At 40.0% G+C, this 26,398-nt stretch carries 27 protein-coding genes; 20 read left to right on the plus strand and 7 right to left on the minus strand.

The genetic code is table 11. The features are described from left to right. Positions 1 to 80 precede the first annotated feature (80 nt). Together D7Z94_RS09315 and D7Z94_RS09320 are read left to right on the plus strand one after the other, a co-directional pair. A complete protein-coding gene (locus D7Z94_RS09315) occupies positions 81 to 1,214 on the plus strand; it encodes a sensor histidine kinase (RefSeq protein WP_120711288.1) in 1,134 nt (377 codons plus the stop codon). Then, positions 1,211 to 1,936: a LytR/AlgR family response regulator transcription factor gene (locus D7Z94_RS09320; protein ID WP_120711289.1), complete on the plus strand. Its 726-nt coding sequence runs from the start codon at positions 1,211 to 1,213 to the stop codon at positions 1,934 to 1,936. Before D7Z94_RS09315 ends, D7Z94_RS09320 begins: the two co-directional genes overlap by 4 nt. Before the next feature lie 17 nt (positions 1,937 to 1,953). On the opposite strand, the gene D7Z94_RS09325 is transcribed toward D7Z94_RS09320, so the two are convergent. Beyond that, positions 1,954 to 3,216 (minus strand): hypothetical protein, encoded by a 1,263-nt coding sequence (locus D7Z94_RS09325; protein WP_120711290.1) that lies wholly within the window; start codon positions 3,214 to 3,216, stop codon positions 1,954 to 1,956. Between the two features lie 126 nt (positions 3,217 to 3,342). Here D7Z94_RS09325 and D7Z94_RS09330 point away from each other — a divergent pair, with 126 nt between their 5' ends. Genes D7Z94_RS09330 through D7Z94_RS09340 form a run of 3 tightly spaced genes read left to right on the plus strand, consistent with a single transcriptional unit; the run spans position 3,343 to position 5,547 of the window. After that, a complete protein-coding gene (locus tag D7Z94_RS09330) occupies positions 3,343 to 4,446 on the plus strand; it encodes a hypothetical protein (RefSeq protein WP_120711291.1) in 1,104 nt (367 codons plus the stop codon). A gap of 31 nt (positions 4,447 to 4,477) precedes the next feature. Further along, positions 4,478 to 5,275 carry a DUF2911 domain-containing protein gene (locus D7Z94_RS09335; protein ID WP_120711292.1) on the plus strand — a complete coding sequence of 266 codons (798 nt, stop codon included), beginning with the start codon at positions 4,478 to 4,480 and terminating at the stop codon, positions 5,273 to 5,275. 41 nt (positions 5,276 to 5,316) lie between these two features. After that, positions 5,317 to 5,547 (plus strand): hypothetical protein, encoded by a 231-nt coding sequence (locus D7Z94_RS09340; RefSeq protein WP_120711293.1) that lies wholly within the window; start codon positions 5,317 to 5,319, stop codon positions 5,545 to 5,547. 124 nt (positions 5,548 to 5,671) lie between these two features. Here the strand turns inward: D7Z94_RS09340 and D7Z94_RS09345 are convergent, their stop codons facing one another. Continuing rightward, the gene (locus tag D7Z94_RS09345; protein WP_120711294.1) at positions 5,672 to 7,267 is read right to left on the minus strand and encodes an FAD-binding protein; all 1,596 of its coding nucleotides are present in this window, start codon (positions 7,265 to 7,267) and stop codon (positions 5,672 to 5,674) included. A gap of 1 nt (position 7,268) precedes the next feature. After that, positions 7,269 to 7,613 (minus strand): hypothetical protein, encoded by a 345-nt coding sequence (locus D7Z94_RS09350; protein ID WP_120711295.1) that lies wholly within the window; start codon positions 7,611 to 7,613, stop codon positions 7,269 to 7,271. A gap of 430 nt (positions 7,614 to 8,043) precedes the next feature. Here D7Z94_RS09350 and D7Z94_RS09355 point away from each other — a divergent pair, with 430 nt between their 5' ends. The 15 genes from D7Z94_RS09355 to D7Z94_RS09425 all read left to right on the plus strand — a co-directional run bounded on the left by D7Z94_RS09355 (position 8,044) and on the right by D7Z94_RS09425 (position 24,133). Beyond that, entirely contained in the window at positions 8,044 to 9,501 is a 1,458-nt protein-coding gene (locus tag D7Z94_RS09355; RefSeq protein WP_120711296.1) for a hypothetical protein, read from the plus strand. A gap of 68 nt (positions 9,502 to 9,569) precedes the next feature. Then, entirely contained in the window at positions 9,570 to 10,607 is a 1,038-nt protein-coding gene (locus tag D7Z94_RS09360) for a sensor histidine kinase (protein WP_120711297.1), read from the plus strand. After that, entirely contained in the window at positions 10,604 to 11,638 is a 1,035-nt protein-coding gene (locus tag D7Z94_RS09365) for a histidine kinase (RefSeq protein WP_158594614.1), read from the plus strand. Before D7Z94_RS09360 ends, D7Z94_RS09365 begins: the two co-directional genes overlap by 4 nt. Then, positions 11,619 to 12,374, plus strand: coding sequence for a LytR/AlgR family response regulator transcription factor (locus D7Z94_RS09370; RefSeq protein ID WP_120711299.1), 756 nt, complete (start codon positions 11,619 to 11,621; stop codon positions 12,372 to 12,374). Before D7Z94_RS09365 ends, D7Z94_RS09370 begins: the two co-directional genes overlap by 20 nt. A 206-nt stretch (positions 12,375 to 12,580) precedes the next feature. Continuing rightward, positions 12,581 to 13,144: a Crp/Fnr family transcriptional regulator gene (locus D7Z94_RS09375; RefSeq protein ID WP_147415859.1), complete on the plus strand. Its 564-nt coding sequence runs from the start codon at positions 12,581 to 12,583 to the stop codon at positions 13,142 to 13,144. Between the two features lie 72 nt (positions 13,145 to 13,216). Continuing rightward, positions 13,217 to 13,582: a SnoaL-like domain-containing protein gene (locus D7Z94_RS09380; protein WP_120711301.1), complete on the plus strand. Its 366-nt coding sequence runs from the start codon at positions 13,217 to 13,219 to the stop codon at positions 13,580 to 13,582. 31 nt (positions 13,583 to 13,613) lie between these two features. Further along, on the plus strand, positions 13,614 to 14,057 hold the full coding sequence (locus tag D7Z94_RS09385; protein WP_158594615.1) for a nuclear transport factor 2 family protein: 444 nt from the start codon (positions 13,614 to 13,616) through the stop codon (positions 14,055 to 14,057). Positions 14,058 to 14,284: 227 nt separating this feature from the next. Then, on the plus strand, positions 14,285 to 15,040 hold the full coding sequence (locus D7Z94_RS09395) for a LytTR family DNA-binding domain-containing protein (protein WP_120711304.1): 756 nt from the start codon (positions 14,285 to 14,287) through the stop codon (positions 15,038 to 15,040). 158 nt (positions 15,041 to 15,198) lie between these two features. Beyond that, positions 15,199 to 15,663, plus strand: coding sequence for a (2Fe-2S)-binding protein (locus tag D7Z94_RS09400; RefSeq protein ID WP_120711305.1), 465 nt, complete (start codon positions 15,199 to 15,201; stop codon positions 15,661 to 15,663). After that, on the plus strand, positions 15,663 to 17,159 hold the full coding sequence (locus tag D7Z94_RS09405) for a CRTAC1 family protein (protein WP_120711306.1): 1,497 nt from the start codon (positions 15,663 to 15,665) through the stop codon (positions 17,157 to 17,159). Before D7Z94_RS09400 ends, D7Z94_RS09405 begins: the two co-directional genes overlap by 1 nt. Beyond that, positions 17,156 to 19,336 carry a xanthine dehydrogenase family protein molybdopterin-binding subunit gene (locus D7Z94_RS09410; RefSeq protein ID WP_120711307.1) on the plus strand — a complete coding sequence of 727 codons (2,181 nt, stop codon included), beginning with the start codon at positions 17,156 to 17,158 and terminating at the stop codon, positions 19,334 to 19,336. Before D7Z94_RS09405 ends, D7Z94_RS09410 begins: the two co-directional genes overlap by 4 nt. Before the next feature lie 483 nt (positions 19,337 to 19,819). Further along, positions 19,820 to 20,038, plus strand: a complete 219-nt coding sequence (locus D7Z94_RS25530) for a hypothetical protein (protein ID WP_147415860.1) — start codon at positions 19,820 to 19,822, stop codon at positions 20,036 to 20,038. A 374-nt stretch (positions 20,039 to 20,412) separates the two neighbouring features. After that, the gene (locus D7Z94_RS09415) at positions 20,413 to 22,380 is read left to right on the plus strand and encodes a hypothetical protein (RefSeq protein WP_120711308.1); all 1,968 of its coding nucleotides are present in this window, start codon (positions 20,413 to 20,415) and stop codon (positions 22,378 to 22,380) included. A gap of 3 nt (positions 22,381 to 22,383) precedes the next feature. After that, the gene (locus D7Z94_RS09420) at positions 22,384 to 23,217 is read left to right on the plus strand and encodes a DUF2490 domain-containing protein (RefSeq protein ID WP_120711309.1); all 834 of its coding nucleotides are present in this window, start codon (positions 22,384 to 22,386) and stop codon (positions 23,215 to 23,217) included. Positions 23,218 to 23,254: 37 nt separating this feature from the next. Further along, positions 23,255 to 24,133, plus strand: coding sequence for an MORN repeat-containing protein (locus D7Z94_RS09425; protein WP_120711310.1), 879 nt, complete (start codon positions 23,255 to 23,257; stop codon positions 24,131 to 24,133). A 56-nt stretch (positions 24,134 to 24,189) separates the two neighbouring features. On the opposite strand, the gene D7Z94_RS09430 is transcribed toward D7Z94_RS09425, so the two are convergent. From D7Z94_RS09430 to D7Z94_RS09445, 4 genes are all read right to left on the minus strand, one after another. Next, positions 24,190 to 24,591 carry a hypothetical protein gene (locus D7Z94_RS09430; RefSeq protein WP_120711311.1) on the minus strand — a complete coding sequence of 134 codons (402 nt, stop codon included), beginning with the start codon at positions 24,589 to 24,591 and terminating at the stop codon, positions 24,190 to 24,192. A 108-nt stretch (positions 24,592 to 24,699) separates the two neighbouring features. Beyond that, positions 24,700 to 25,035: a hypothetical protein gene (locus D7Z94_RS09435; RefSeq protein ID WP_120711312.1), complete on the minus strand. Its 336-nt coding sequence runs from the start codon at positions 25,033 to 25,035 to the stop codon at positions 24,700 to 24,702. A gap of 66 nt (positions 25,036 to 25,101) precedes the next feature. Further along, positions 25,102 to 25,473 carry a VOC family protein gene (locus D7Z94_RS09440; protein WP_147415862.1) on the minus strand — a complete coding sequence of 124 codons (372 nt, stop codon included), beginning with the start codon at positions 25,471 to 25,473 and terminating at the stop codon, positions 25,102 to 25,104. 105 nt (positions 25,474 to 25,578) lie between these two features. After that, positions 25,579 to 26,376, minus strand: a complete 798-nt coding sequence (locus D7Z94_RS09445; protein WP_120711314.1) for an RNA polymerase sigma factor — start codon at positions 26,374 to 26,376, stop codon at positions 25,579 to 25,581. Between the last annotated feature and the right edge of the window lie 22 nt (positions 26,377 to 26,398).

Consider the following 26,398-nt stretch of genomic DNA (forward strand, 5'->3'; position numbering starts at 1 on the left):
GTTAAAGAGGGTCTTTTTTGAAAACAAGAGCAGTGATCGTATCTTGACAGCGTATAGTTGTAAAAATTTTAAGAAAAGTCATGTCAACCAACACTCTAATGTCGGTTTTAGCCTTTTTGGAACGTTATAAAATACACCATATCCTATTCTGGGCAGGGTACCATTTTACTTGGTGGACCATTTTTTCAGGCAATGTTACCGAGGTATTTGAATCGGTAACCAAGCCCCACGGTATAGTCAAATACTTGGGTTATGTTGTTTATCAAGCACTTGGAGTCTATTTCTGCCTGTATGTACTTATCCCAAGATTTCTTCAAAAGGGAAGGTATGTCCTTTTCCTAACATTTACCCTTTCTACTATACTGGCTATGACAGCACTTATTACGGCCAATTATTTCGTTGTAGGGGCGGTAGCCAATATATCGGTCTATGACCTATATGATTTTTCACCAAGAAGTCCTTTGACCATTTTTAAGCATAATGCCCTGCCTTCCTGTGTTGCAGCTATGACCTTGGGTATGAGCATAAAACTGACCAAGAATTGGGTGGACTCACAAAAACGGCAACAAACATTGGAGAAAGAGAAATTGGAAACTGAACTTAAGTTTTTAAAATCCCAATTCAACCCCCATTTCCTGTTCAATACCATCAATTCTATTTTTGTGCTGATCAATAAAAATCCGGAAATGGCCTCGGAATCCTTAATTAAGTTTTCAAGTTTGTTGCGGTACCAACTCTACGAATGCAATAGTCCTAAAATCCCCCTAAAGAATGAATTGGCCTATATTGAGAGTTTTATGGAACTGGAAAGCTTGCGCCAAAATCAAAATTTTGAGTTGAAGACAGACGTACCAAAAGTAGTTGAGGGGCTGACCATTGCCCCTTTTATTCTCATTCCCTTCATTGAAAATGCCTTTAAGCATCTATCCGAAGATCGAAAACTTAAGAAATGGATTAGCTTGGATATCCAATTGCAGGGAGATGAACTGGTATTTGAATTAATAAACAGTGCCAATTTTGAGTTACGGCATACACTTCCAGAAGGAGTTGTTTATGGTGGTTTAGGCCTTAGAAATGTAAAACGACGATTAGTTATTATTTATCCTGATGAGCATACCTTAGTGGTAACCAAAGGAAAAGATACACATACTGTAAAACTACAGTTGAAATTGCAAAAGGAAATCCAGGAAGCGTTAAAAAAAGTAGGCGGATGATCAACTGTATCGTCATCGATGATGAACCTCTGGCCCGGGAATGCATCACCAATTATATTGGTCAGGTAGACTTCATGAATTGTATAGGCACAGGTATTTCTGCCTTGGATATTCCCCGTTTATTGGGAGAGAATACCGTTGATCTATTGTTCTTGGATGTGCAAATGCCCTTGATGAACGGTTTGGAATACTTAAAGTCCAATCCCAAACCTCCAATGACCATCTTAACCACTGCCTTTCCAAATTATGCCATTGAAGGATTTGACCTGAATGTTCTGGATTATCTGTTAAAACCTGTTTCCTTTAATCGTTTCTTTACAGCAGCAACCAAGGCTAAGCAGCAGATCGGGCTCTTACAAAAACAATATGTTTCGGTAGGGAGAGAGGAGGAAAGGAGCTGTTTTTTTATCAAGTGTGATGGAAAATACGAGCGGATATATCATGATGAAATCCTGTTTGTACAGGCTATGCAGAATTATGTAATCATCCAGACCTCACAACGTAAATATGTGAGCCTATTATTTCTAAAGAACGTACAGGAGAAATTGAATCCAACTGCTTTTTTACGGGTACATAAATCCTTTATCGTGGCGGTGGATAAAATTGATGGAGTGGCTCAACATGAGATTCAAATTCGTTCCCACACTATACCGTTGAGCCGTAATTATAAAAAAGAAGTACTTCCCAAAATATTAGGGAACAATCTTTGGGATGGTAAATGAGCTTCGAAAGCTAGTCTTTAATGGATTTGCTTAAAATCATCTTCCAATGCTACCGTATGGCCGGATAAGTCGGTAAGTTTTGTATAGGAGACTTCTCCAGCTCCCAAAAACCGATATCGAATACCTACAATGGTACCTAACGATTCATGGTACTCGCCCATAAACAATTGTTCATTTTCCAAAAACACCCTAAGTTGTTTATTCCTTACTTCGATTTTAAAATTTTGGATATCGGACAAATCAACGCCGAGGCCAGATAAGTCATGTTCCTTACCGCTAACATATACATCACTCATCATCACTCCAACTTCGGAAACACAACCCGGAATGGAAAATTCAACGATCATCGCGCTCTTTGTCCCTAAAATTACAATAGCAGCATTCTGACAAACAGCCCACTTCTCCCGATAGGTATTTCTAATGGAGGTGGTAAGAACAAAGTTATCTCCGGAAATTGAAGCAAAATCATCTACCATATGATAGGTGCTGAAAAATGGCTGTTCACTTGATGCTATTTCGGCAAGTACAGGTTGGGAAAAGGATAGTGTACCTTTTCTTATGCTATCCTCGGTAACGTATTTAGGAATTGGGGAGTAATCTAAAGTACCCAACCAACCTTCTGTTTTAATAAAAAGGTCATGTTGTTTAAGGGGCGTACCATCTACCAAAAGCTTGGCCCGGAAATACCCCGGAAAATAATATTGGCCCGTAGCCTGTTTTTGTCCCGGTTTCAGTTTAATGGTTTTTGTAGGGTCCCAGTACTGTTGTATATGGATACTATCTGACCGGATTCCGTCTAAATCAAGATCAAAAACTACGGAGTTGGGCAGACCACTGGTTATGGGTCTACTGCTAAATCCGATTTTTGAAATATCTATGGCATCCGTACCATTTTTTGATCCGGTTAGGGAATATAAGGAAATGAAAACAAGGGTCATCGCAGAAGCCCCTAACATGATAATCCCCAAGTTTGGGCTTAATTTTTGGGATAACCTGGAAGGCTTCTTTACGGTAGTGGAATTCTTAAAATCCCTCCAATTTTGGTACCCAGCAAATTGGGCCAGTGTATTTAAAGTGGTAATACTGGGTGCACTTTGATAATTCACTCGGCCCCATACCCTTTTCAATGTGGTTGGACTTAACAGGACCTGTGTGCGTTTTTGAATTTGTTCACTCAGTTCAACAAACATATCATTGTGCCACTCGCTAGAAGTGCCCCAACCCAGATTGTCTTCAATCCGTCGTAAACATTGTTGTACCAATTTGTATTCCGGAAACATCAGTATAGCCTATGCTACAAAGATCACAAAAAAATAAGATCTGAATAGGAATGAACCAACTTGAACCAATTTGTTTTCCTCATATTAATCGGGTTGTGGAATTTTGAGTGATAAAATTTAAATCAAATGATAAAAAGACTATGTAGTATCAGTATCATTTTAAGTAGTGTTACTTTTGGATTGGCGCAGAAAGCGATTCCTTTGGATACGGTTCATTGGGATATCAATGCGAAATCCTACGTACTTGAGAATTTTAAAGGACAGGAAGCCATTTATCTTAAGGAAGGGGAAATAGCCTTAAAGGATGTTCTTTTTTTGAACGGCACCATTGAATACGATATTTTTTTAAAAAAAGCACCCGCATTTCCAGGAGTATATTTTAGAATTAACAATTCCGATGCGGAACACTTTTATTTACGCCCTCACCAATCGGGCAATCCTGATGCCAATCAAGCCATCCCTTCAACGAAAGGAATTACGCCATGGCAACTTTATTTTGGTCCCAGATATTCCTTTCCCTATAAGTATACCTATGATGATTGGACCCATGTAAAAATAGTGGTTGACGGAAATAGGGCGCAAGTGTACTTGAACCATGCGAAACAGCCCAATCTGTCATGGAATCTTTTCCACCAACCCAAAGAAGGAGGAATCCGATTTACAGGTGGTGGTGGCAAGGCTCTTCATATTGCCAATATCACCATAAATAAAGAAGACCACGAAATTAAGGATTTCAAACCCATCGAAAGAAAACCGATTGAAGGGTTAGTTCCACAATGGGAGGTATCGGATAAATTCGAGGAAAAATTGATAAAAGAACATACAGGGCTTAAAGCTGTAATCGACGGTAGAACGTGGGGCAAAAAAATCAATGTAGAGGAAGGTACCGCTGCCAATATATCCAGACAAGTACAATTGTACGATGACGGGCCCGGAAATACGGTATTTGCCAAAATTACTGTTACCTCGAACAAGGACCAAACCAAACTTTTCGAATTTGGCTATAGCGATAGGGCCGTGGTTATTTTAAACGAACAGCCTATATACAAGGGTACCAACAGGTTTCGATCCAGAGACTACCGTTATTTGGGCACTGTTGGTCTGTTTGATGCCGTTTATCTCAATCTTAAGAAGGGGGAAAATACACTTTTAGTAGCCGTATCCGAAGATTTTGGAGGATGGTTGGTAACGGGAAGATTTTCCGATCCTTCTGGGATTAAAATACAATAACCATTACGTAAAGACTCAAAAATATAGACCGATGAAAAAAGTCATTTCAATATACATGTTCCTTACTCTAGTGTTGGGACTCCTTGGAGCGAACGCTCAAGATATGTTGGTGGCCACCAAGGTTAGTCAAAGGGCTAGTATTACACAGCGCATAGGAACAACCGACGTCACTGTGGTATACCACAGTCCCTTGGCAAAAGGACGTGAAATTTTTGGAGGAATCGTTCCCTATGACTTCATTGTTGACGGAATAGAATATCCGTGGCGGGCCGGCTCAAATGAAAATACTACTATAGCGTTCACCCATGACGTCATGATTCAAGGGCAGCCATTGCCCAAAGGAAAATATGGCCTACATATTTTCGTCAAAGAAAATGAATGGATTTACATATTCTCTAAAAATGCAAAAAGTTGGGGCAGTTTTAGTTATAAAAAAGAAGAGGATGCCTTACGCGTAACCGAAGTTCCAAAAAAAGCATCCTATCAAGAATGGTTGAGCTATGACTTTGTATCCCGTGAACCTGAATCGGCCATCTTGGAACTACATTGGACGGATATAAAATGTGGCATTCAAATTTCGGTTGATGTACCGGCCAACGTCTTAGTGGATTTGAAAAACAAGGAGGAAAAGACTGTGGACGATTATATTAAAATCGCGCAGCTTACTATTGCTCAAAATCCAAAGGATCTGGATAAGGCCTTGGAATATGTGAAAAAATCATTAGACATCAAAGAGGAGTTTCGCAATACAATGTTGAAATCAGAATTACTTGAAAAAAGGGTAGGGTACAAGAAAGCCAAAAATGCAAAGAAGAAGCAATTGCCTTAGGTGAGGGGTTCCCTTATTTTTACTATTATCCACTTAGCTTTATGCTTCTGGAAGGGGACAGGGAGAAAACCTATAACCTCTTATCTGAAATGCTGAAAAAGGATCCCAACAATTACGTTGCACATTTAGCTATGGGTGAATACTATATAAAGGATAAGAATCAGGAAAAAGCCACCTTTCACTTTGGCAAAGCTTATGAATATGCCGGAGAAAGGTCCAAACCGTATACCCGTTATATGTACTTATCCAATAAATTGATATTAGAGCAGTAAGATAAAGGCTTAAGCCAAAATTCTATGGGTAATTGTATTTTGATTTATTGTAGCCAAGGAATTTCAATACCGTTTAGCTTTCGATTTTTGAATCAAAAAAAGTCTGGCTTCCTTTAGTCCAGATCTAGACAATCAAGTCTTCATCCGCTGCTAAGGGTTCCGAAAGTTTTGTTGAGTCCAAGAATGCATTGGAAAATACATCCTGCATAGGTATGGTGAGTAACTTATTCCTAATTTTTTTCCACTTCTTTACCTCGTTTCCATACATATGTTCCACCAAACCGGGAAATTCCCAATCCGCATTCTTACCCCAATGAATTGTGAAGGGTATGTCGTTATCCTTTAAGACACCGATCAGTTTTTTGGAATATTCCTTTAGACCAATGATTTTTTCTTTATCGCTCCATTGAATTCCATCTATTTCAACCATACAGGTAAATGGAAATTTAGAAAAGGCCATGGTAGCTTCTGATTTTTTTATAAACCGCATTGCAAAAATACCCGGAACCGGATGTTCCCTAGTTAATTTGGCCAATAATTCCAATGCCTTGGAAGAATGGGTGTGATCCACTCCGAACGAGCAGGCAAAAGCCTTCCCCTGAAAACCTGTATCCCAGAAAATTTCGGATAGTTTTCCTACCGTGGTTTTTTCTTCCTTCGGCAGTATGGATGATTTTAACAGGTTAATAAGCTTAGGTATGGATTTTGGAAACTTTTCTGCAATCTTAATGAACAAGTATAGAAGATCCAAATACACAAATTCTTTCTGAAAAGGAATGGGGTTGCCAAAATCTGTCTTGTAATCTTCATAGTACTTCATTTTATATATGAATTCTACCGCATACTTTTCTTCATCGGTATTGTAGGGATTCATAAATACCTTGTAATGAAAAGGACGAACTCCCCTGAAATCTGTGCCAGGAATTTCAGGGTCATAGTTGCTAAAATCTAGCGTGTTCGCAAGTTGAAGTGCTTTGGCCTTATCGATTTTTTTAACATATCTATGGAGTAGGAACAAGTTTTCCGCCTCTAGGACCACTCCATGTATAAAGCCCATAGATCCGAGACCGACCAAGGCCGCGTTGAAAGTTTCATCATCGCGAATTACCCTCGCATTTAGATTCTGGACATACGTATCCCGTAAAGCCGGTCTCGATTTCCTTTCCAGATAGATGTTGTCCTCCGGGTTTGGACCTGTAATAAGATTAAGGCCCACCACATAGTCTTGAACGGAGCCTACATCAATTGTAGAACCGTGTACTCCGGTGGAGATACAACCTGCTATGGTTTGTCCGTTACTTGCTCCGGAGGTTTTAAGCGATTTCCCCCTTCTTTCCAGAAAAAGTGAAATCTCCTTGATTTGATTTCCGCATTGGAACCAGAACAGGTTACTGTGCTCATAGTTGGAATCTTGGTGCATTTCACCCTCAAAAATGGGGAATTTGAGATTCATATAGCTATTGTAATGCATCCGATCCTTACAGTGCGCTATGTTGGACATGGACCATTTTGAACCAATGGCCCTAAATTGTTCATTGCTATCAGCAGCCTGCTGTATCAACTTTTGAATTTCTACAGCAACATCCTTATATTTTTCAAATCCAGAAAGACCAGAGGAGTTCTTTTCCAATTTTGTGGTCAGAAAAAGTTTTAAAGGGAATGGGCCGTTCTTATGTAGCGTATCCCAACGTGTACGGTTATCAATTTTGGTTGTGGCCATATTACATGCTATTTTCCTTAATGCAAACGTATTTTACATTTACCTTCTTCCTTCCTCCAAAGGTGACCAGGTTTAATAGAATACCCCCAAAAGTGTTTCTATACTCCACAGTATGTAGTGCCCCTGATTCACAATCTGAAATATTAAAGTAGTCGGCTCCTGTTGTCAGCTTCTTAAAAACTACTTTTTTTTGAACAGTGCGAACATAGTACCCACTATAGTATGGGTCTCCACCCTCTGTATCCTTTGGCTCCCATTGACCGTTTTCTACTTGAAAACGTACAGAATAGCAAGAGGTCATGGTCCAGACCAAACCGAAACACAACGTTATTTTAAGTAAACGCATATCAAAACATTTAAAAGTTATATTCCAAATTGCTGTGAGCACAAGGGTAATCCGTCAAAGATTTAGAGGAAGGTAATCATCTAAGATGATGTTTAAAGATATTGTTTTTATTTTATAATCTTACAGATTTTGAAGGTAAAATCCGAGTACATAAACCTAGCTACATCATATTCCTAAAATTTCCGGCAACCCTTTCCTTAAAAATTGAATGATTACACTTTATCGAAAACAAAATAAAAGAAGGAGTAAAATCCGTTTTCCGGTATTCAAAAATTTAGCAAACCTAGAGTCGTATTTTAACGCCTTTTAAAATCAATAGACCTTGATCGTACAGTTCACTACATAGATTGTCCAACTCATTACATTTAATTTTCTTGGAACAATAATCTACAGCATCTTTGAGCTATCATCAATCAAAAAACGAACAATCATGATCAATCTATCTAAAGTTTTCCTCGGTATGCTATTGAATTTGTTAGTACTTCTTTTTTGGGTAAGTACCGGAGAGGCCCATGCACAAAAACATTACTCCTCCGTTAGCGTGAACAAGAACAATGGAAAGACTACCATTACGGTCAAAAATGGCAACAAAAAGAGTTTTTCGTTAGAATTTGAAGGGGACATCACATTATCAGATGACGACAAGGACATTAAGGCCATTTCAAGGGGTGGTTATATGGAAATTAAAAAATCTGCATTCGGTAATCGGCGACGTATTTTTATGGAGCCTGGAACCAACGGGAAGCTCATCAAGAAGTATTATGTAGGCGGTTCGGAGGAAAACTTCGAATCCGAAGGAAGAAAATGGCTGGCCGAAATACTTCCGGAAGTGCTTCGGTCATCGACCTTGGGGGCCAAACAACGGGTAAATCGGTTCTATAAAAAAGGAGGTTCCCAAGCCGTGCTTCAAGAAGTCGGAAATATGGATAGCGACCATGTTAAATCCACATATATAAGACTTTTATTGGACAAAAACCCGAATAACAATGATTTGACGGCCATATTGAACGTTGTTGGAAATGATATCAGCTCCGATCACCACAAAGCACAAATCCTTAAACACAAAACGAAGACATTTTTATCTACAGATGGTACAACAGCCGCTTATATAGAAGCAACAGGTAAAATAAGTTCCGACCATCACAAGGCGGAAGTACTCAAAAAATCCATAAGGGACGGTGAAATTTCCGAGACTCGGATGAAATCCCTTTTCGCGATTACCGAAAATATCAGTTCTGACCATCATAAGGCACAAGTGTTGTTGACCGTATTGAAAAACAGGCCTCTCAATACCGAAAACATTAACGTATTGATCGCCACATCGCAAAGCATCAATTCCGACCATCACAAGGAACAGGTTTTGAAAGCCGCCCTTGCCTCTCCCCAACTTTCGAGAAGTGGTTATAATGTGCTTCTTAAATCCATATCCACTATGAGTTCAGATCATCATAGCGCAAATGTTTTTTCTGCGGTATTGGACAAAAAATTGGATGGAAAATCCTTAACGGATGTACTTCAATTGGTGAATCGTAGTATGAGTTCCGACCATCACAAGGCCCAGGTATTGAAGAAGGCTGTCCAAAAACAAGACCTTGACGGAGGTAGTTTAGAAGCCCTGCTTTCAGCGCTAAAAGGGATGAGTTCCGATACGCATCAGGCAGAGGTGTTCAAGCAACTGGCAAAGAAAAGTTTTAACTCCAATCAATTGATCAATATCCTCGCTGCCACCAGGAGCATGAGTTCCGATCATCACCAATCAATATCCTTGATGGCATATGCCCAAGCTGTACGGGAAATGGGCGATACGGTTAAGGAAGCCTATAGGAATGCATGTGGCAGCATATCATCGGAGTTACACTACGGAAGAGCTATCCGTGCCATTCAATAATTTGAGCCTCTACTTCAACTGCCCAAATACTCCTGTTACTATACTGTAATATTGAGTATTTTGGTAGGATGAAGTGGATTTCCAAGGATTTTTTATACCAACCGACCGTGAGGATACACCTAATTCTGATTTTTACAGGTTTTCTACTTGGGATACTTGTCTATGGCTTTGTGAATTTTAGCGGTTTCCAAAGCACCAGCGAATTTGTTCTAAGTGGGCTTTTGGGAATATTACTTTCATATGCCGCCCATTTTAGCAATCCCCTGATCAGTAGGCTAATTCCATGGAAAAGGCAACCAGGATTACGGTTGTTGTCCGGTATTTTAATACATGCGGTAATTGGTCAAGTCCTGGTTTTTGGGATACTTTGGATCTATGACCAATGGCTAGGGGCATCTTCCCTTTTTATATCGGACACTAAAGATATCTTACTAAAAATCGGAATTCTTCTATTTTGTACGGCACTGATTTATAACATCATCTATTTTGCCTTTCATTCTTATTATGAATATTCGAAAGGACAGGTAATGGAAGCACAATTGAAACGGAAACAGATCCAACTACAACTTACCGCCTTAAAATCACAGTTGAGTCCACATTTTCTCTTCAACAGCATTAATACACTTTCTTCCTTATTTCAAAAAGACACCCAAAAAGCCGAATTATTTATACGGTCCCTTGCAGGTTCCTACGAATATGTGCTTCATAAATACGAATCGCCTTTAGTAAGCGTGGCCGAGGAGCTATCCTTTGTGCAAGCCTATTATTTTTTAATGAAAACCCGTTTTGGAGAACAGTTTCGTTTGGATATACAGTTTCCAGATTACGTGCTCCAGAGTAAAATACCCCCTTTAACCCTTCAAATGTTGGTTGAAAATGCAGTAAAGCACAACGTAATGGGCCCTGCACAACCCTTGGAAGTTAAAATGTCGATTATGGATGAAAGGATAAAGGTTTCCAATATTAAAACCGGTAAACATAAGAAAATAGACTCTTTAAAGATTGGATTGCGGAATATTGCCTCACGCTATGAATTATTGGCCAACAAATCCATAGAAATAATCGATGACCGAAGTTTCACCGTAACATTACCCTTGATACCGTGAAAAAACTATTTGTACACCATCCACTATTTAGGCTTCTGAGCCCCTTGTTCAGCGGCACCTTGGTGTACTTACTTATTTTACTTATCAATAATAACATTGGGCAATTGCAGGAAACTTTTCTTGGGCAGGAATTGTATGTATGTATTGGTTTGGCATATCTCATACAGGAATATGCAAGGCTCTCCCTGCTTTGGTTTGAACGTTGGTCACAACCCAGAAATTTTGTGTTGAAATTGGTGCTACATCTCATTGGCTCGGTCGTTATCGGTATAGGCTTGGTTTCGGCTGCCATCTATCTTTATTTCACGTACGTCCTCGGATATACGCCCAATCATAGGGAGCTGTTTATTTTCAATAGTATATTTTCTTTGATTACCTTGATTTATTTGGTGCTATACCTAAGTTATCAGTTTTTGTACAAGGTGAACACTGAGCTCATTACCGGAGAGATTTTGGCGAAGGAAGAAATCGAAGCTGATTTTCGACGGTTCAAAAAAGGAATCAATCCCGAACTTCTATTTGAAAGTCTTGAATCATTACTCGTTTTAATGAAGAAAGATACGAACCGGGCAGAACTTTTATGCGATCATTTTTCCAGTGTATACAGGTATATGTTGGCTCGGAAAAAACGGGAGCTGGTACCTTTTTTGGAGGAACTAAATGTACTGAACGAATTACTACAACTGCTGGCATATTTACCCTATAGGAAAATAACTTTGGGCAGGGTAGGGGTAACCGATACCTGGATAATTCCCGGAAGTCTACTGACGGTGGTCGAAAGGATAATACGAAGCACCATTGTTTCGCCAGAGGCGCATTTGACATTTGATATTTTGGAGGACTCGGATCGCATTTTGATTCAATATGTGCCAGAAGAGGTTTTAAGAGGCGGTTTCCATACGGAACGACTTAGCGATATTGCGGGAAGTTATCAATTTTACACAGATAAGCCGGTACAGGTAGTAGTCAAAGAGCCCCTTAAAATAGTTGAAATTCCAAAACTAAAACTGGATGAAAATAGTCATTATTGAGGACGAACATCTGGCGGCCGAAAAACTGGAGCGCTATCTCCTGAAATATAACAAGGATATCGAAGTATTGATTAAGCTATCTTCCCTTGAGACGGCCATTCCTTGGATAGGGGAGCACCAGGAGACCGTGGATCTTTTCTTTATGGACGTACAACTTACGGATGGTTTGAGTTTCGAGATTTTTTCTGCTGTCTCCGTAAAAAAACCGGTGATTTTCACTACCGCCTTTGATGAATTTGCCATTGATGCCTTTAAGGTAAACAGCATAGATTACCTTTTAAAGCCCATTACTTTTACCGATCTTTCCAAAGCGTTAAAGAAACTAAAATCCCTACGGGAACAATTCTCCCAATACACCGAAATAAGTCCCCTAGTACAACTTGGCAAAAAGTCATATAAGGATCGTTTTCTGGTCCGGATAGGCAACCATATCCATTCCATACCCACCGAATCCATTGGGTATTTTTATGCCGAAGGTCGGGACGTATATTTAAGACGGACCAATGGCAAGAAGTATCTTATTGAGTATACCCTGGAGTCACTTGAGGAATTATTGGATCCAAAAAAGTTTTTAAGGACGAATCGCAGTTTTGTTGTACATATCAATGCTATTGAGGATGTGGTCGTGTATGCCAACAGACGATTGAAACTAACGCTTAGCCCCAAAACTGAGAACGAATTAATAGTGAGTAGGGAAAAAGTAGCTCAATTTAAATTGTGGTTTGAGGGAATATAGCACTATCCAAAGCCGTTACCCTGCTACTTTAAAAGCAGTATTTCTTCTAAATCTAAACTTTTCAAATCTGCTTGCAAAAATGAAATTGCTGACTCATTGGTAAATGAAATTGAATGGAAAAATATAGCTAATTTTAGGCTTTATGTTGATTAGCTGCCAAGGCATCGCACTACAAACTCTGGTGATTAGATAAATACAAAATTAAATTGAAAACCTTAGCCGAGTCCATAATGCTCCATTCCCATATGGACAAGAATGTAAAGAATGAGATACTGGCTCAATTCAATCCACTTAAGTTAAAGAATAAGGAGCTTTTGGTAAAATCGGGTGAAATTGCCATGAGTATGATTTATATAGACTCTGGGTATCTCAGGATGTTCAATACGGATAGGGATGGCAATGAGGCAACGGTCTGGATCGGATCTAACGGGAAATTTATCACGGCCATTTCAAGTTTTGTCTTCCAGAAACCAAGCTTTTGGAATATTGAGGCAATTACCGATTCCCAAGTTCATATTATCCATAGGGATAAACATTTTCATCTATGTAAGAAGTATAGGGAGTGGCTCGATTTTGAAAATTTTTTATTGTCAAAGACCTTGGCGGCATTGGAGTATCGCATGTTCGTTCAGATGAACTTAAGTGCACAAAAAAGGTATGATGAGTTTTTTAAGGGAAACCCTTCCGTATTTAACCAAATTCCTTCGAAGTACATCGCTTCTTTTTTGGGCATGTCCCCAGAAACACTTAGCAGGGTTAGAAATAAGTAAGCAAAGTTTTCTTGACGAAAATCAAGAAAAATTAAATTTGTTCGTTGTCTTTTTGCAACTTATAAATGCATTATGACCACACAACAAATTGCAGACCGCCTGGTAAACCTTTTACGGGCAAAGAAGTTTATAGAAGCCCAGACTGAGCTGTATCACAAAGACATTTGGAGTAGGGAACCCCAGAACCATCCTTTTCCCTTACTAAAAGGTAAGGCCCGACTTATTGAAAAAGAAAGACAATTTTTAAAGGCGATACGCACCTGGCACGAATTTAAAGTGTCGGAACCTTTGGTTTCTAGGGACTATTTTAGCATATGTATGTATACGCATGTTGACCTAAGTACCGACCGTACTATAGAGATTGATGAAATCATAGTATATGGCGTAGATAACGATAAAATAATAAGTGAACGCTTTTTTTATAAGACCAATGAGTAAAGGTTATTATTTACTTGTAAATATTATATCCATGCAAAAAATAATATCGAGTATCGTATTCATCTTCCTTGTCCTAGTGAGCTGTAGCTCCGAAAAGCGAGAACCACATTATAACATTAAAGGACATCAAAGCCAGGTAATCGTCGATATGATAGAAGCAGTTAATCAAAAAAATGCTGAAAAATACGTAGCTGAATTTGCGGAAAACGTACGTGTATTGGTTGGGTCTACGTTAAAAGTTAAAGGTAGAAATGAATTAAAAGAAAACAGAGCGAAGCATTTTAAAGCGTATCCTAATCTACGTTCCGAAATTCAGTATCTAATTGAAATAGACAATAAAGTAATTATGCACGATAAAGTTTGGCTCAACTCTTCCGAAGAAAGGGGTAGGGATATCGTGGAAATTTTTGTTTTTGAAGATGGCAAGGTGATGGAGGTAGATGTAATTCAGTCAAAAGACTTTTTCAATAAATAGGCTCCAAAAAAGCATCGAAAATTCTTCTTGAACAACAGGGCGTTGCCAATTTGAAAAACCGATTCAAAATCGGATGTGGACTTCCAAATGCATTTTCGCAAAAAACATTTAGATCTAAAATGGAGTGTATTCAACTCCCAATCCCATTTTAGATTAATGGCCACATTGATTAACTTTATATGAAAATGTAAAGAAGTCAAGGTATTGTCTTCCACCACCTAGATAGAATGAAAACCAGAAATTTCGTAGTGTTGACCATATCCATTGCAGTCGTTCTTGGACTGCTAATTTATTGGAGGGAATACGCTACTCGAGATCAGGTTGCCCTGTATCATGTAGTCCTATGGCAAATTGGAATTTGGATGCCATGGGTTTTGGGTTTCAAAATCTTGGAACAAATCATTGGAAAAATTTCAAAAACCAAATTTGGGATACTACTATTAATAGGGACATGTATAACTTGGGTAGGACTTCATTTCGGTTGGTTCTTTTTTATAAGCTCCAATTTTAGCCCTTATCTAGGATTACCCGGATCCCGATTCGGGGTATATCGATATTTCTTTATTTTTTGGACACTTATCGATATTGGCCTAATATGGTTCATAATCGATAAATTAAAATCGGTTAAGGATGAAGAATTACCTCCACCCTTATTATTTGAACTGACCCGGGGAAATAACAAATACTTTTGTGAACCTTCACAGATCCATTGGTTGGCGGCCGAAAACTACTATACCAAATTATCTACCACGGAAGGTGTTTTTGTGATGCGAAAACCGCTTAAATCTTTTCATGACCTACTCCCCCAGGATATGTTCAGGAGGATTCACAGATCTACTATTATCAATGTGAACTATGTATCCGAACTGGAAAGAGGTAATGGTCAAAATCTCGAAGTGATCATGAAGGATGGAACACGGCGTAAGGTCAGCAGAAATTTTGTTAAGGAAATTACGCTTTTTTTTAAGGATAGGACATATTAACTCCGTTCGCTATCAAAACCTTGCCCGTTCACTGCACATCCTATTTTTCATCTCACAAATTGGGTAAGTTTAAGCTATAGATTTAGGCTTCATATCGCAATAGTTGCCCTTTTATTTAGTAATCGATTCCGAAAAATTACAACCCAAAATATAGCTTTATGCCATCCTATACTTTGACCATCAATGCCGTTAAAAGAACTGTTTCGGCCGATCCGGATACGCCATTACTTTGGATTCTTAGGGATACCTTGGGTCTTACTGGTACCAAATATGGATGTGGGAAAGGAATTTGTGGCACCTGTACGGTACATTACAACGGCAATGCCGTCAGGTCCTGCGCCTTACCGATTACCTCCGTTCTGGAAGGAAACATTGTTACCATTGAAGGACTATCAGAAAAGGGAAATCACTCGGTACAACAAGCCTGGATGAAACTGGATGTCCCGCAATGTGGATATTGCCAATCCGGCCAGATAATGGCAGCGGCCGATTTGCTTTCCAAAAATGAAAATCCTACTGATAAAGATATAAACGTCGCTATGCAAGGTGTTCTATGCCGGTGTGGTACATATTCTCGAATACGTAAGGCCATTCACCTAGCAGCGAACAAACAAAACAAATAATGCGCCAATTACTACTCATCTTATTGGTTTGTATCCCTATGAAATCCCATGGACAGGACCTTCTATTTCACCAGGCCAAACTGAACGATAGCCTTCTAGGGTCAAGAGGTGTCGCCATAGCCGATTTGGATGGCAACGGATGGAATGATATTGTAGTGGCCAACCAAGTAGATTCCGTTCGACTTTTGGGAAATACTATTTATTTTAATCAGGGAGATAGATTTATAAAATCGGCGATTGCCAAGGATAATGTGAATGCATGGAGTGAGTCTGTTCATACAGTGGACGTGGATAACGATCATGACCTAGATCTTTTTTTTACCACTCAGTTCGAAACATCCAATCTTCTGTATTTAAACGATGGTACCGGAAAGTTCACCATGGGAAAGGCTGGAGACCTGGTAACAGATCAAACGAATTCTCCAGGTGCCTGTTGGTGCGATTATGATTTTGATGGGGATTTGGATGTTTTTTTAGTCAACCGAGACGGGGAAGATGATCAGCTATATATCAATGATGGTAAAGGGATGTTCGACCGATCAGTAGACGGACCCTGGAAAGGCAACAAGGGTGATGGCAGGTCCTGTGCATGGGGCGACCTAAATGGAGATGGGAAACCAGATCTGTATGTGGCCAATTTTGTACTTAAGGAAGAGGGTAGGGTAAAGGCAAAACATAGAAACTACCTCTATTTGAGTTCTGGGGATGGAACCTTTGTAGAAAAAAAAACAGGCATTCAGGTAGAAGAAAATAATGCTTCTTATGGGGTGTCCTTTGTTGACTATGATTATGACAAAGACCTTGATATCTATGTGACCAATGTATCTATTGCTGATGAAAATGTGCTATACCAAAACTCGGGAACGGGCTTTTTCAAGAGGTTGACGAACAGCGAAGTCACCTATGAAATACACCGTCCTTCCAAAGGGCAGACCTGGGGCGATTTTAACAACGATGGTCGGCTAGATCTCTATGTTGCCAATGGTACTGAAGGGTATCCCGAAATTCAGAACTTCTTCTTTCTAGGGGCACCGGACCATTCATTCAAAAGAGTATACAACACCCTTCCAGCTATAGATGGCCATATATCCGCAGGAACGGCTTCCGGGGATTTTAATAATGATGGATATTTGGATTTGTACGTGTGCAACTGGGGTGGTGAGGCAGAGGTCAATGATTGTTATATCAATCAAAACCGAACCAACCGCTGGGTCAAATTTAAATTAAGGGGAACCACATCCAATAGCTATGGTATAGGCAGTTGGATTACCCTAACACTGGATAATGATACTATCCAGACCAGATATTTTAGTAGGGAAACTGGGTATGGGAGCGAAAATTCCACTGAAATCCATTTTGGTTTGGGTTCCTCAATACAAATTGATTCCGTCAAAATTGAATGGCCTTCCGGCATAAAGCAATCAGGAATGGACCTGATGCCAAATACGGTATATGAGGTTATTGAAGGAAAAGAAATTAAACCAATCGGGATATGAAAAGTACCTTGGACAGAAGAACATTTGTTAAACTCACTGCCTCGGCAAGTGGTGCCTTAATTGCCGGAGTATATCTACAATCCTGTGAATCTGAAATGATTCCGGCAGCGATTCATGAATTCTCCCCACTGATAAAAATTGATACGGATGGGTGGGTTACCCTAATCGCCAAAAATCCCGAAATAGGCCAAGGCATTAAGACGGCACTACCCATGATTATAGCGGAAGAACTTGGGGCGGACTGGGACAAGGTAAAGGTAGTGCAGGGTGATTTTGATGAAGCCTATGAGGAACAGTGGGCTGGAGGTAGCTATGCAATTGTGCTAAACTGGGATTTAATGCGAACGGCTGCTGCCAAAGTAAGGCACGTACTTTTACAAGCGGCCTCAAAGAAAATGAATAAAAAGGTAAGCGAGCTTTCAACCATCAAGGGCAAAGTGTTACATTCCAAATCGGGAGAAGCAATGCCTTTTGAAACATTGTTACATGAAGCCTCTAAACTACCCTTACCTGAAGAAGTAGAGTTCAAACCCACGGATTCCTTTGAAATCGTAGGCAAGAATACATCTCAAGTAGATTTACAGCAATTGGTGACCGGAAAGACCAAATTCAGTATTGATGTAAAACTACCGGAAATGGTCTATGCCACGGTGTTAAAAAATCCAGTGTTTGAAGGGGGTGTTGGTAGTTTTGATGATACCGAAGCTAGGATGGTAAATGGTGTAATTGATATTGTTGAATTAGACAATACAGCTTATGGCGGAAGGCTTCTGGGGGCCAATAGTCCCAATTTTGTAAATGGTATTGCAGTGTTGGCCAACTCTACTTGGAGTGCATTCCAAGGTGCCAGGAAACTGGAGGTGGTTTGGGATACTTCTGGAACACGAAAAGAGAATACTGATGGGATATTCGAACGTTTTCATTCACAATTGACCAACACCACTATAGAAAGAAAGGATGGCGACATACATCGGGCAAGAAAGGCTGAAGCCTCAAACTTTGAAGCGGTATACCAAGTTCCGTTTCTGGCCCACATCCCTATGGAACCCATGAACTGTACTGTGGATTTTAGGGCCGATCTTTGTGAAGTTTGGGCACCTACACAAAATCCTAAGGCACTTCAAGAAGGACTGATCAAATTGTTTGGATTAAAACCGGAACAGATCAAAATTCATCTTCCCCGCATAGGAGGTGCATTTGGAAGGCGGTATTATGTGGATTATGCCATGGATACTGCTATTCTATCGAAGAAAATTGGCAAGCCCGTCAAGTTGACCTGGACTAGGGAAGAAGATATACAACACGATTGGTATAGACCTGCTAGCGTCCAAAAAATGGTGGCCTCTTTGGACGAATCGGGTATGGTTACCGGCTGGCAGCATATTCTGGCCAATGCATCCCGTAAGACTTGCTTGGGGCGGGAGGGAAGGCCAGCCGGAACGGAAATAGATGAATACGAGTTCCCCGCAGGATTCGTCCCTGACCTGCAATTTGAATATGGACATGTAATGAGCGATGTTCCCTTGGGGCAATGGCGTGCGGTTGGACTTTCGGCCACTGTTTTTGCCATTCATAGTTTTTTGAGTGAATTAGCTATTTTACATAATATGGATCCAATAGATTACTTTCTGAAATTCCTTGGTCCGGCAAGAATGGTTCCCGTAGTGGGCGATTATGAATTTGATGCGGGCCGCTTAATCGAAGTAGTACAAAAAGTAAGACATAATAGTAATTGGGACATTCCTTTACCAAAAGGGCAGGGAAGAGGTTTTGCAGCCACCAAACTTTCAGGATCTTTTGTTGCCGAAGTAGTTACCGTATCCGTAGATGAAAATGAAAACGTGACCATTCTAAGGGTGGACGCCGTTGTAGACTGCGGTATAGTGGTTAATCCCTCCGGTGCGAAGGCACAGGTAGAAGGAGGTATTCTTGAGGGGTTAAGTGCCGCACTTTATGGTGAAGTCACTGTTAAAAATGGCGCTGCCGAACAATCCAATTTTCATGATTATAGATGGATTCGAATGGACGAAGTTCCCGAAATACATGTGGAGTTCGTAGCGAATAATTTGCCTCCAAGAGGTCTTGGGGAGCCTCCCTTGCCACCAGCAGCACCAGCCTTGGCAAATGCTATTTTTGCAGCAAGTGGCAAGCGGATACGCAAATTGCCCATACTATAAAGGCCCAATTGTGGTAGCAAAGTACCTAAACACATTGAGTACCTTCTTAGATTGTTGTAATCCATTATAACTTACTGGTATTCTGCATATTGAATAAATCTATTGGCCTAAACCCTAAATGCACAGCGGACTATATCACAAGAATTAATATTATATTTTCCTATGTTTTGTAATATTTTTCGTACTTTTAATTCAAGGATATTCGTTTAGTCCAAAGCAAACCTCTACTGAACTATTATTCCTATATACCGGTCTATTCCATAGGGAAGATAACCCATACCAAACCCTTTACCAATAAACATGTCCTACATAGGCATGGTCACCAATCAACAAGAATGAGGTGATTTAAACAAGGAAATGTAAAACAGAAATGGCCTATGCTCCGCTATAGGCCGTACTAAGATATTCTTTCGCGAAGGATGGGCACAAGCCTTGGGTGTCCCACAAAGGTCCAAGGAAAATAAATCTACTAATAATTATATCATGAAAAAAAGAAGAATAAAAGGATTTGACGTAAATCCAAAGGAAGTTTTGTCGGCAGAGGAATCAAAGTCCGTGCTGGGAGGAAGTACAGCGACACTTAATTGCTCAAATGGCAGTTCAATGACCGTACATCATAGTACATGTAGCAATCCAACGGAGATGAATCATATCTGCTATCATCTTGGAGGTCCCGGAACGGTTTGGACGAGTTGCTCTTAAAACTGGAGTAGTTAGATAGATAGTTCTCATTGTCCTATAGAAAGGTAAATCACCGCTCTATAGGACAATGTTCTTCTATGGCCCTATAGGTTAGCTTTAGCACAAAACGCATCTCCGGTTTATACGAGGCAATTTTCGTTAGTATACGCTAATCGGGGAGGTGAAAATGCAACCTCATGAACCTCCTATCCCACAATAACTTGTACTGTCTATTTACACAATATCCTACTAGTTAAAAGCTTCACCCTGATAAAAGTTGTTTTTAACCGTAATTTTTATACGTCTTTCAGAATTGGACCCAACATAAAATCCGAAAGCTTCAATTTTTCGTACTATACCTATCACTTGTAAATTAAATTTAGTTTTTTTGCCGAATGATTGGGTTCAAAACGAAATATCTTTTTATTTCATCAGTATTCTTGGCATTGTTTGTTTGTATCCCTTTGGCTTTACAGGGACAGGAGAAGCTTCATTATGCTGGTCCTTTACAGGTAGGCAAATACAAGGGAGAAGCAGGATATGATTACAAAGTAGTGGGTAAGGATACTTTACTCGATGGCCCATTTTTAATGGAACGGTCCAATCTACAGGCGCTTTTGGAAAACGAGGACTCTTCCTTTTTGTTTTCGGGAACCTTTAAAGACCATTATCCCAACGGGTCTTGGCGATTCCAGTTCGGGGAATTTCAGTCCAATAGCCAAACACAGGTTATTGATTACCAATATAGAGTATTGGTTAGCGGAACGCAGGAGGAAGTCAATGGGACTTTAAAAGAAGGAAAACCGGACGGCGCTTGGACCTACACGGTAAACCGCATCAAGGATTCGGAACTAGAACAAGTCTTGTTCAAAAGCAATATTGTATTTGAAAATGGTATTCCTCAGCGTAGTTTCCGTATTGAAAATGAAAGCGGCACCCTTGTAGGTAGGTTTCTTCGGAATGGATTGGCGCATGATGAATGGTCTCTATACATTACTGATGAAGTTGAGGCAGTAGAAAGTTGGTTTTTTAATGATGGGGGCTTGGAGAAAGTCCAGGGCAAGGAAAATGATGAAACCAAAGTAGTGCAAATATCCGTCAATAGGGAAGAGCAAAGGAAAACTATCAATTTGGATGCACGCTACATAAATATACTGCAGCTACAGCTCCCGGTAAGTGATACCCTCAATGTTTTTGAAACGGGCATGCCCAAGTTGCTGGCCGAAAATGCCCAATACTATAAAAAAATAGACGACATTTTATCCGAATTGGGAGAGTCGGCTTTTTTGCCCGAGTTTAAGGTAAAAGTGGCCCATTTCCCCTTGAATGCTATGGAAAAGGCACAACTGGATAGCATTAGAGTCCATTTTGAAAAATCGAGGACCATTAGTGAATCCTTGTTGAACAGTACACAACTAAACATTCTAAAACTATCTGATGAGGAAGCTCTTTTCCTGTATTCCGTAGTAAGAGCAATTTCAGAGAATTTTATAAATCCCATTGAAAAAGTGGTCGATTATCAAGAACAGGGTATTCTTGAATTTGTTAGGCGAGATCAACTGATACGCAAACTATGGCCTAAAGGAAAACCATCCGTAAAAATTGAAGTGGGCAAGGAAGCCGATAGTGTCGGCTCGACTAGGACTTTTGTATTGCCCAATGCGGAACGATTTAATTTTGATGGAAACACCATGTCTTCCGTCGAGCAACTTGCCCAATATGCAACCTTTGGCCTAGACTCTATACAGCATTTGTTGAACAACAAACTGACCAAAGAGCAACGACAACAGGAACTCATTGCCTTGGAGGAAGAATTGATTGCCCAAAGCAATGGACTGAACAACTTAATAGATTCCGTTGGCAGCACTACAACCCAGGTAAACAAAGATGCGTTAATGCAAATCAAAGCCATAGCCGACAAAAGTTTAAGTAGGTATTCGGCGATGGAAGAAGTAACGTCCAAGTTTGATTACGCCAGGGAACTGGTAGATTGCTATACCCAATTGATGGCATTGACCAAGGCGGTGTCGGTATTACCTGCGCAATGGGAAGAAATACAAGAACGGTACCAAGATGGTGTCTGGAACCCCTTTACGGCTACCGTGATGAATGAAGAAGTAAAAAAACGGATTACTGCATCATATCGTAAAGTGCTCGTACCCTATTTTTTAGAATGGGCGCAATCCGATCTTAGTTGTGATAACGCTGATGAATTGGTGCTGCTCATGCAAGGTACCTACCGACGCATGATGGAACTTCGAGAGGAGGAAACCTCAAAATTGGAACGAAAGCTTCGAAAAGAGCAGGACCCAAAAATGGTCATGCAATTGTTCAACATCCAAAACCAGGTCAAAGAAAAATAGCGGATGAGGCACTATGGCAAAAATACCGCATGGGTATTGATCTTGTTTCTGATTTGTAGTTCATTGTCCTTATCCGCGCAGGAGGAAGGGCAAGAGGTACTCCCTTTGGAATCCAAATTTAAGGAGCCCCTTACAAAGGTTTGGTTCAACACTTATGGAAATATCCGTATTTCAAAACGTCTGTTTTGGGTGGCCCAAACCCATTTCAGGCTTCAGGAAACGGAAAGTACCCCGTTTGTAGGGCAGATGGCACAAATTTATAATAGGCATGCCATCGGCTATATCTATTCCAAGAAATTCAATGTTAGTTTGGGGGGCGTATTGCGCCTGAATTTCAATACGAATGAAGCCTCTATGGATCGTAATTTAGTACCGGAATGGCGTATTTGGCACCAATACCTATTTGCCATGCCGTTGTCCAGTGTTATGACCTATCATCGCATTCGAATTGAACACCGTTGGAGCCAAGGTTTTGCAGAAAACAGTGAATATATATTTAGGAATCGTTGGCGCTATATGTTCCGGTTAAAAGTACCCCTGAACAGTCATAAACTGGAACCAAAAACATTTTATGTTTCCCCAGAGGCCGAATTGATTATGCAGAGTGGAAAAGAAGTGGTTGCAAGTCCTATGGAAGATTTACGGTTGACCACTACATTGGGGTATATTGTAACCCCTAGACTTACCTTTGCCGCAGGGTTAATGTATTCCCAGGGACAAGAGTTAAGTAATGGAGGGATTTACAAGCAAAGTTGGACCTTAAGGTTCCATATGTATTTCTCCCCCGATTTTAGAAAGGTAAAAAATAAGCTGCCCGAAATCCACTTCAACGATTAAATACGTATATCAATGCGTTGACCGAACTTTCTACAGCATGAAAAAACAAAATCGTACCATTATATCCTATCTTTTATTGGTGTTTGCCGTTGGTATCATCGTATTCTATCAATTGAAGACCAGCAATCTTCAAAATGAGCTTCAGGCCAACAGGGCATTCCAGGAGCAGATTGATGAGCGGATGAACGTTTACCAAAATCTTTTGCAAATTGATTCCGCACTGGTAAAAGGTGATTACAAAGCCGCCCTAAAAGATTACCGAAAACAGTTGACCATTTCCGGGGAAGACGATAGTACCGGAATTCAGCTTCGTATTTCGCTTGCAGAAAGGTTGATGAAAATGCAGAAGGCGATCCATTCGGATGCTTCCTTAATTACCCAACTCCAAGCTCTAGACTCTAATCAAACGGAGCATTTGGCCACCGCAAAAGAGATTCGACAGTACGATTCCTTAAGCTTTGCACTTGAAAAGACCAAGGTACGATTGGCCCGTATGGAAGGTCAACTTCAGAAGAAGTCCTTTGGTGAATATTTGACCTTTACCAGTAGCAAAGGAAGTCAAATACATTATGTGGGAGAGGTTAAAAACAAGAAAGCCAATGGTCACGGATTGGCACTTTTGAGTACGGGTAGCCGTTATGAAGGGGAGTGGAAGGACAACCAACGTCACGGCAAAGGCACCTTTTATTGGCCCGACGGAGAATACTACATTGGAAATTACGTAAACGACAAACGACACGGACAAGGAACGTATTATTGGCCCAATGGGGAAAAATATACAGGGGCATGGAAGGCGGACCAACGAAGTGGAGAAGGTATATTCTACGGAAAGGATGGTAAAATCATCGCCGATGGTGTTTGGCAGGAAGATGAATTGGTAGAAGCGGACAAAAAGCAAAAGAAGGAAAGTCGTTAAATAGAAGGGAAAGTTACCTTTTAAGCTTTCGGAGATGTATGTGAGGGGCTATTGTCTTATTTTCTTATAAATGCTTTTTCAAATATGTCTTCGCAGCATAAGGCATTGCGAAATATCAAGGAATCTTTTGTATCGGAAACTCTAAAGAAGACTTTCTCCTCCCCATAATTCAAGGTGTCCCCCGAGAAATGAAAAGGAAATGATTCATTCTCCGCGCCATTGACCAAAATCCGTACACTATCCTTGTTGAATATGTAGGCTACAGACATATTCAAGGTATTTGGATTAACATCATACGCATCCCCCTTTTCATTGCCTCTGGTATAGGACCAATTCCATTCGCCTATCAAAGACTCCACTTTTACCTTATCCTTATTTTTTGTGCAACCCAATAGGGCCGCGCAACTAAAAAGTATCCAAAAACAGTATGGCTCAAATCTTTTTATTCGATTTTTCATAATGTATTAAAACTGATGATGAATATCTGTTATCCTAAAGAAAGTTAGTCACTTTCCATTTTCCTTTCCGTTAGGACAATGCAAAAAAAGGAAGTCAATTTAAACAAGTTATAGTATTGAAATTAAAGTCAGCGCAATGCCGGACAATGCAAATATCATATGTATGACAACAGCTGATTTTGGTCCAATGGCATCTTTTTTATGATTGCTATAAAGGTATAGCCCTCCAAGTGCTGCAACGAACAAAATAGCGAACGCCATCCAAAGTTGGGTCATGTTCATGCTAAAGGCATTATACGCTAATACAATCAATACCGCAATGGCTACATAGCCATGAATATTGGCCGCGGATAACGGTGGTTTTTTATTGGCAAATATGCTTATGGCTAAATAAAGGCCCCCCAAAAAGGCCAGGACTAGTAATAAAATTAGGATAATTTTCATCTTTTATAGAATGATTTGATTATGAATAAAAAAGGGAAAAATCGTCGGATCTTTCCCATAACATTCTTATTGTGCAGAATGGAAGCCTATAAGGTTGCCTTCCGTATCCGTGGCCATGGCTATGGTTCCAAATTCCCCTATATTCATTTTAGACATTACGATCTGTCCCCCATTAGAAATTACCCTGTCCAATACAGCATCCAATCGGCCGTTAACATCAAAATAGATGGTAGCACCTTCCACTCCAGGTTTTTGTTGGGGATTGGAGCCAATGGAGCCGCTTACACCACCATTTTGAGGGTTGGAGAAGAATGCATTCTCAAATCCATCTGGACTTGGCATACGCATCATCTCAATTTCAAGTACTTCACTATAAAACTTAATGGCCCTGTTAAAGTCCGTTGAGGGTAAATTGAACCAATTGATTACATTTTTCATTCTTTTGTTTTTAATTGTTAATAAACTTTGTCCAATATTTAGACTGTTCATCTGTTAAAAACGGACGAAAAATAATGCAAGTAATTGATTTTTAATCAGTTGAATTTATTTGGTTACTTGTGCCCTTGCCCAATCGGGAGAGTTCTCTATCAGGTAGTTATGAAGATCTCTTCCTTCAGCATCGAGAGGATCTATGGTCTTTGCCAATTGCAGTCTTAGGTCCAGCAATTGGTCATAGTTTTTGTTTCGTGCTTCCTTTATCATTTTAATCTTATTGGCTTCAATATGGGTATCCTGTTCCGGGTTAAACCGATTGTTGAGACCGGTACATTGATGACAAATCCCTTTTTTGTTGATCAAAGCGCATCGTTTTTCAAAAATACGGTTCATATCCTTCCGAGCATCTGCAATCGTGTGTTTTACCTTACCTTCCGTTAGGCCGGTAATGAGCATTATTTCGCTCACCTTAAAGCCATAGACCTCCTTTAACAATAAGCAAATCTGACTTGTAAGTAACAATGTTTTGCTAACGCAATTAAAACAATAGTTGATGTGTTCCCGTATTACGAATTTTCCATGTTCAGAAGTACGGGCCACCTCGAACTTTTTTTGGAGTAATTGTTTATCCTGTACATGGGCATCTTTAACGAGTTCCATCCAATCCTCGCCCCATCTTTGTCGTGCCCTTAGATTGTCCTTGGCCAGATTAGCGGCAATGGTAAACGTCCAGGTCTTGAAAGATGCATTTTCTTTAAATGCATCTAAATTCTTGAATGCCTTAAAATACGTTTCCTGCGCTATATCCTCGGTCTCCTGCCTGTGAGTCACTAATCGATAAATAAAGGACTTCAATTCACCTTGAAAGGATATGAACTCTTTTTGGTACTTTTTGGTCTTGTTCATTTCACTACATGCTAGGTTCTAT

The organism is Ulvibacterium marinum (assembly GCF_003626755.1).
Taxonomy (GTDB): domain Bacteria; phylum Bacteroidota; class Bacteroidia; order Flavobacteriales; family Flavobacteriaceae; genus Ulvibacterium; species Ulvibacterium marinum.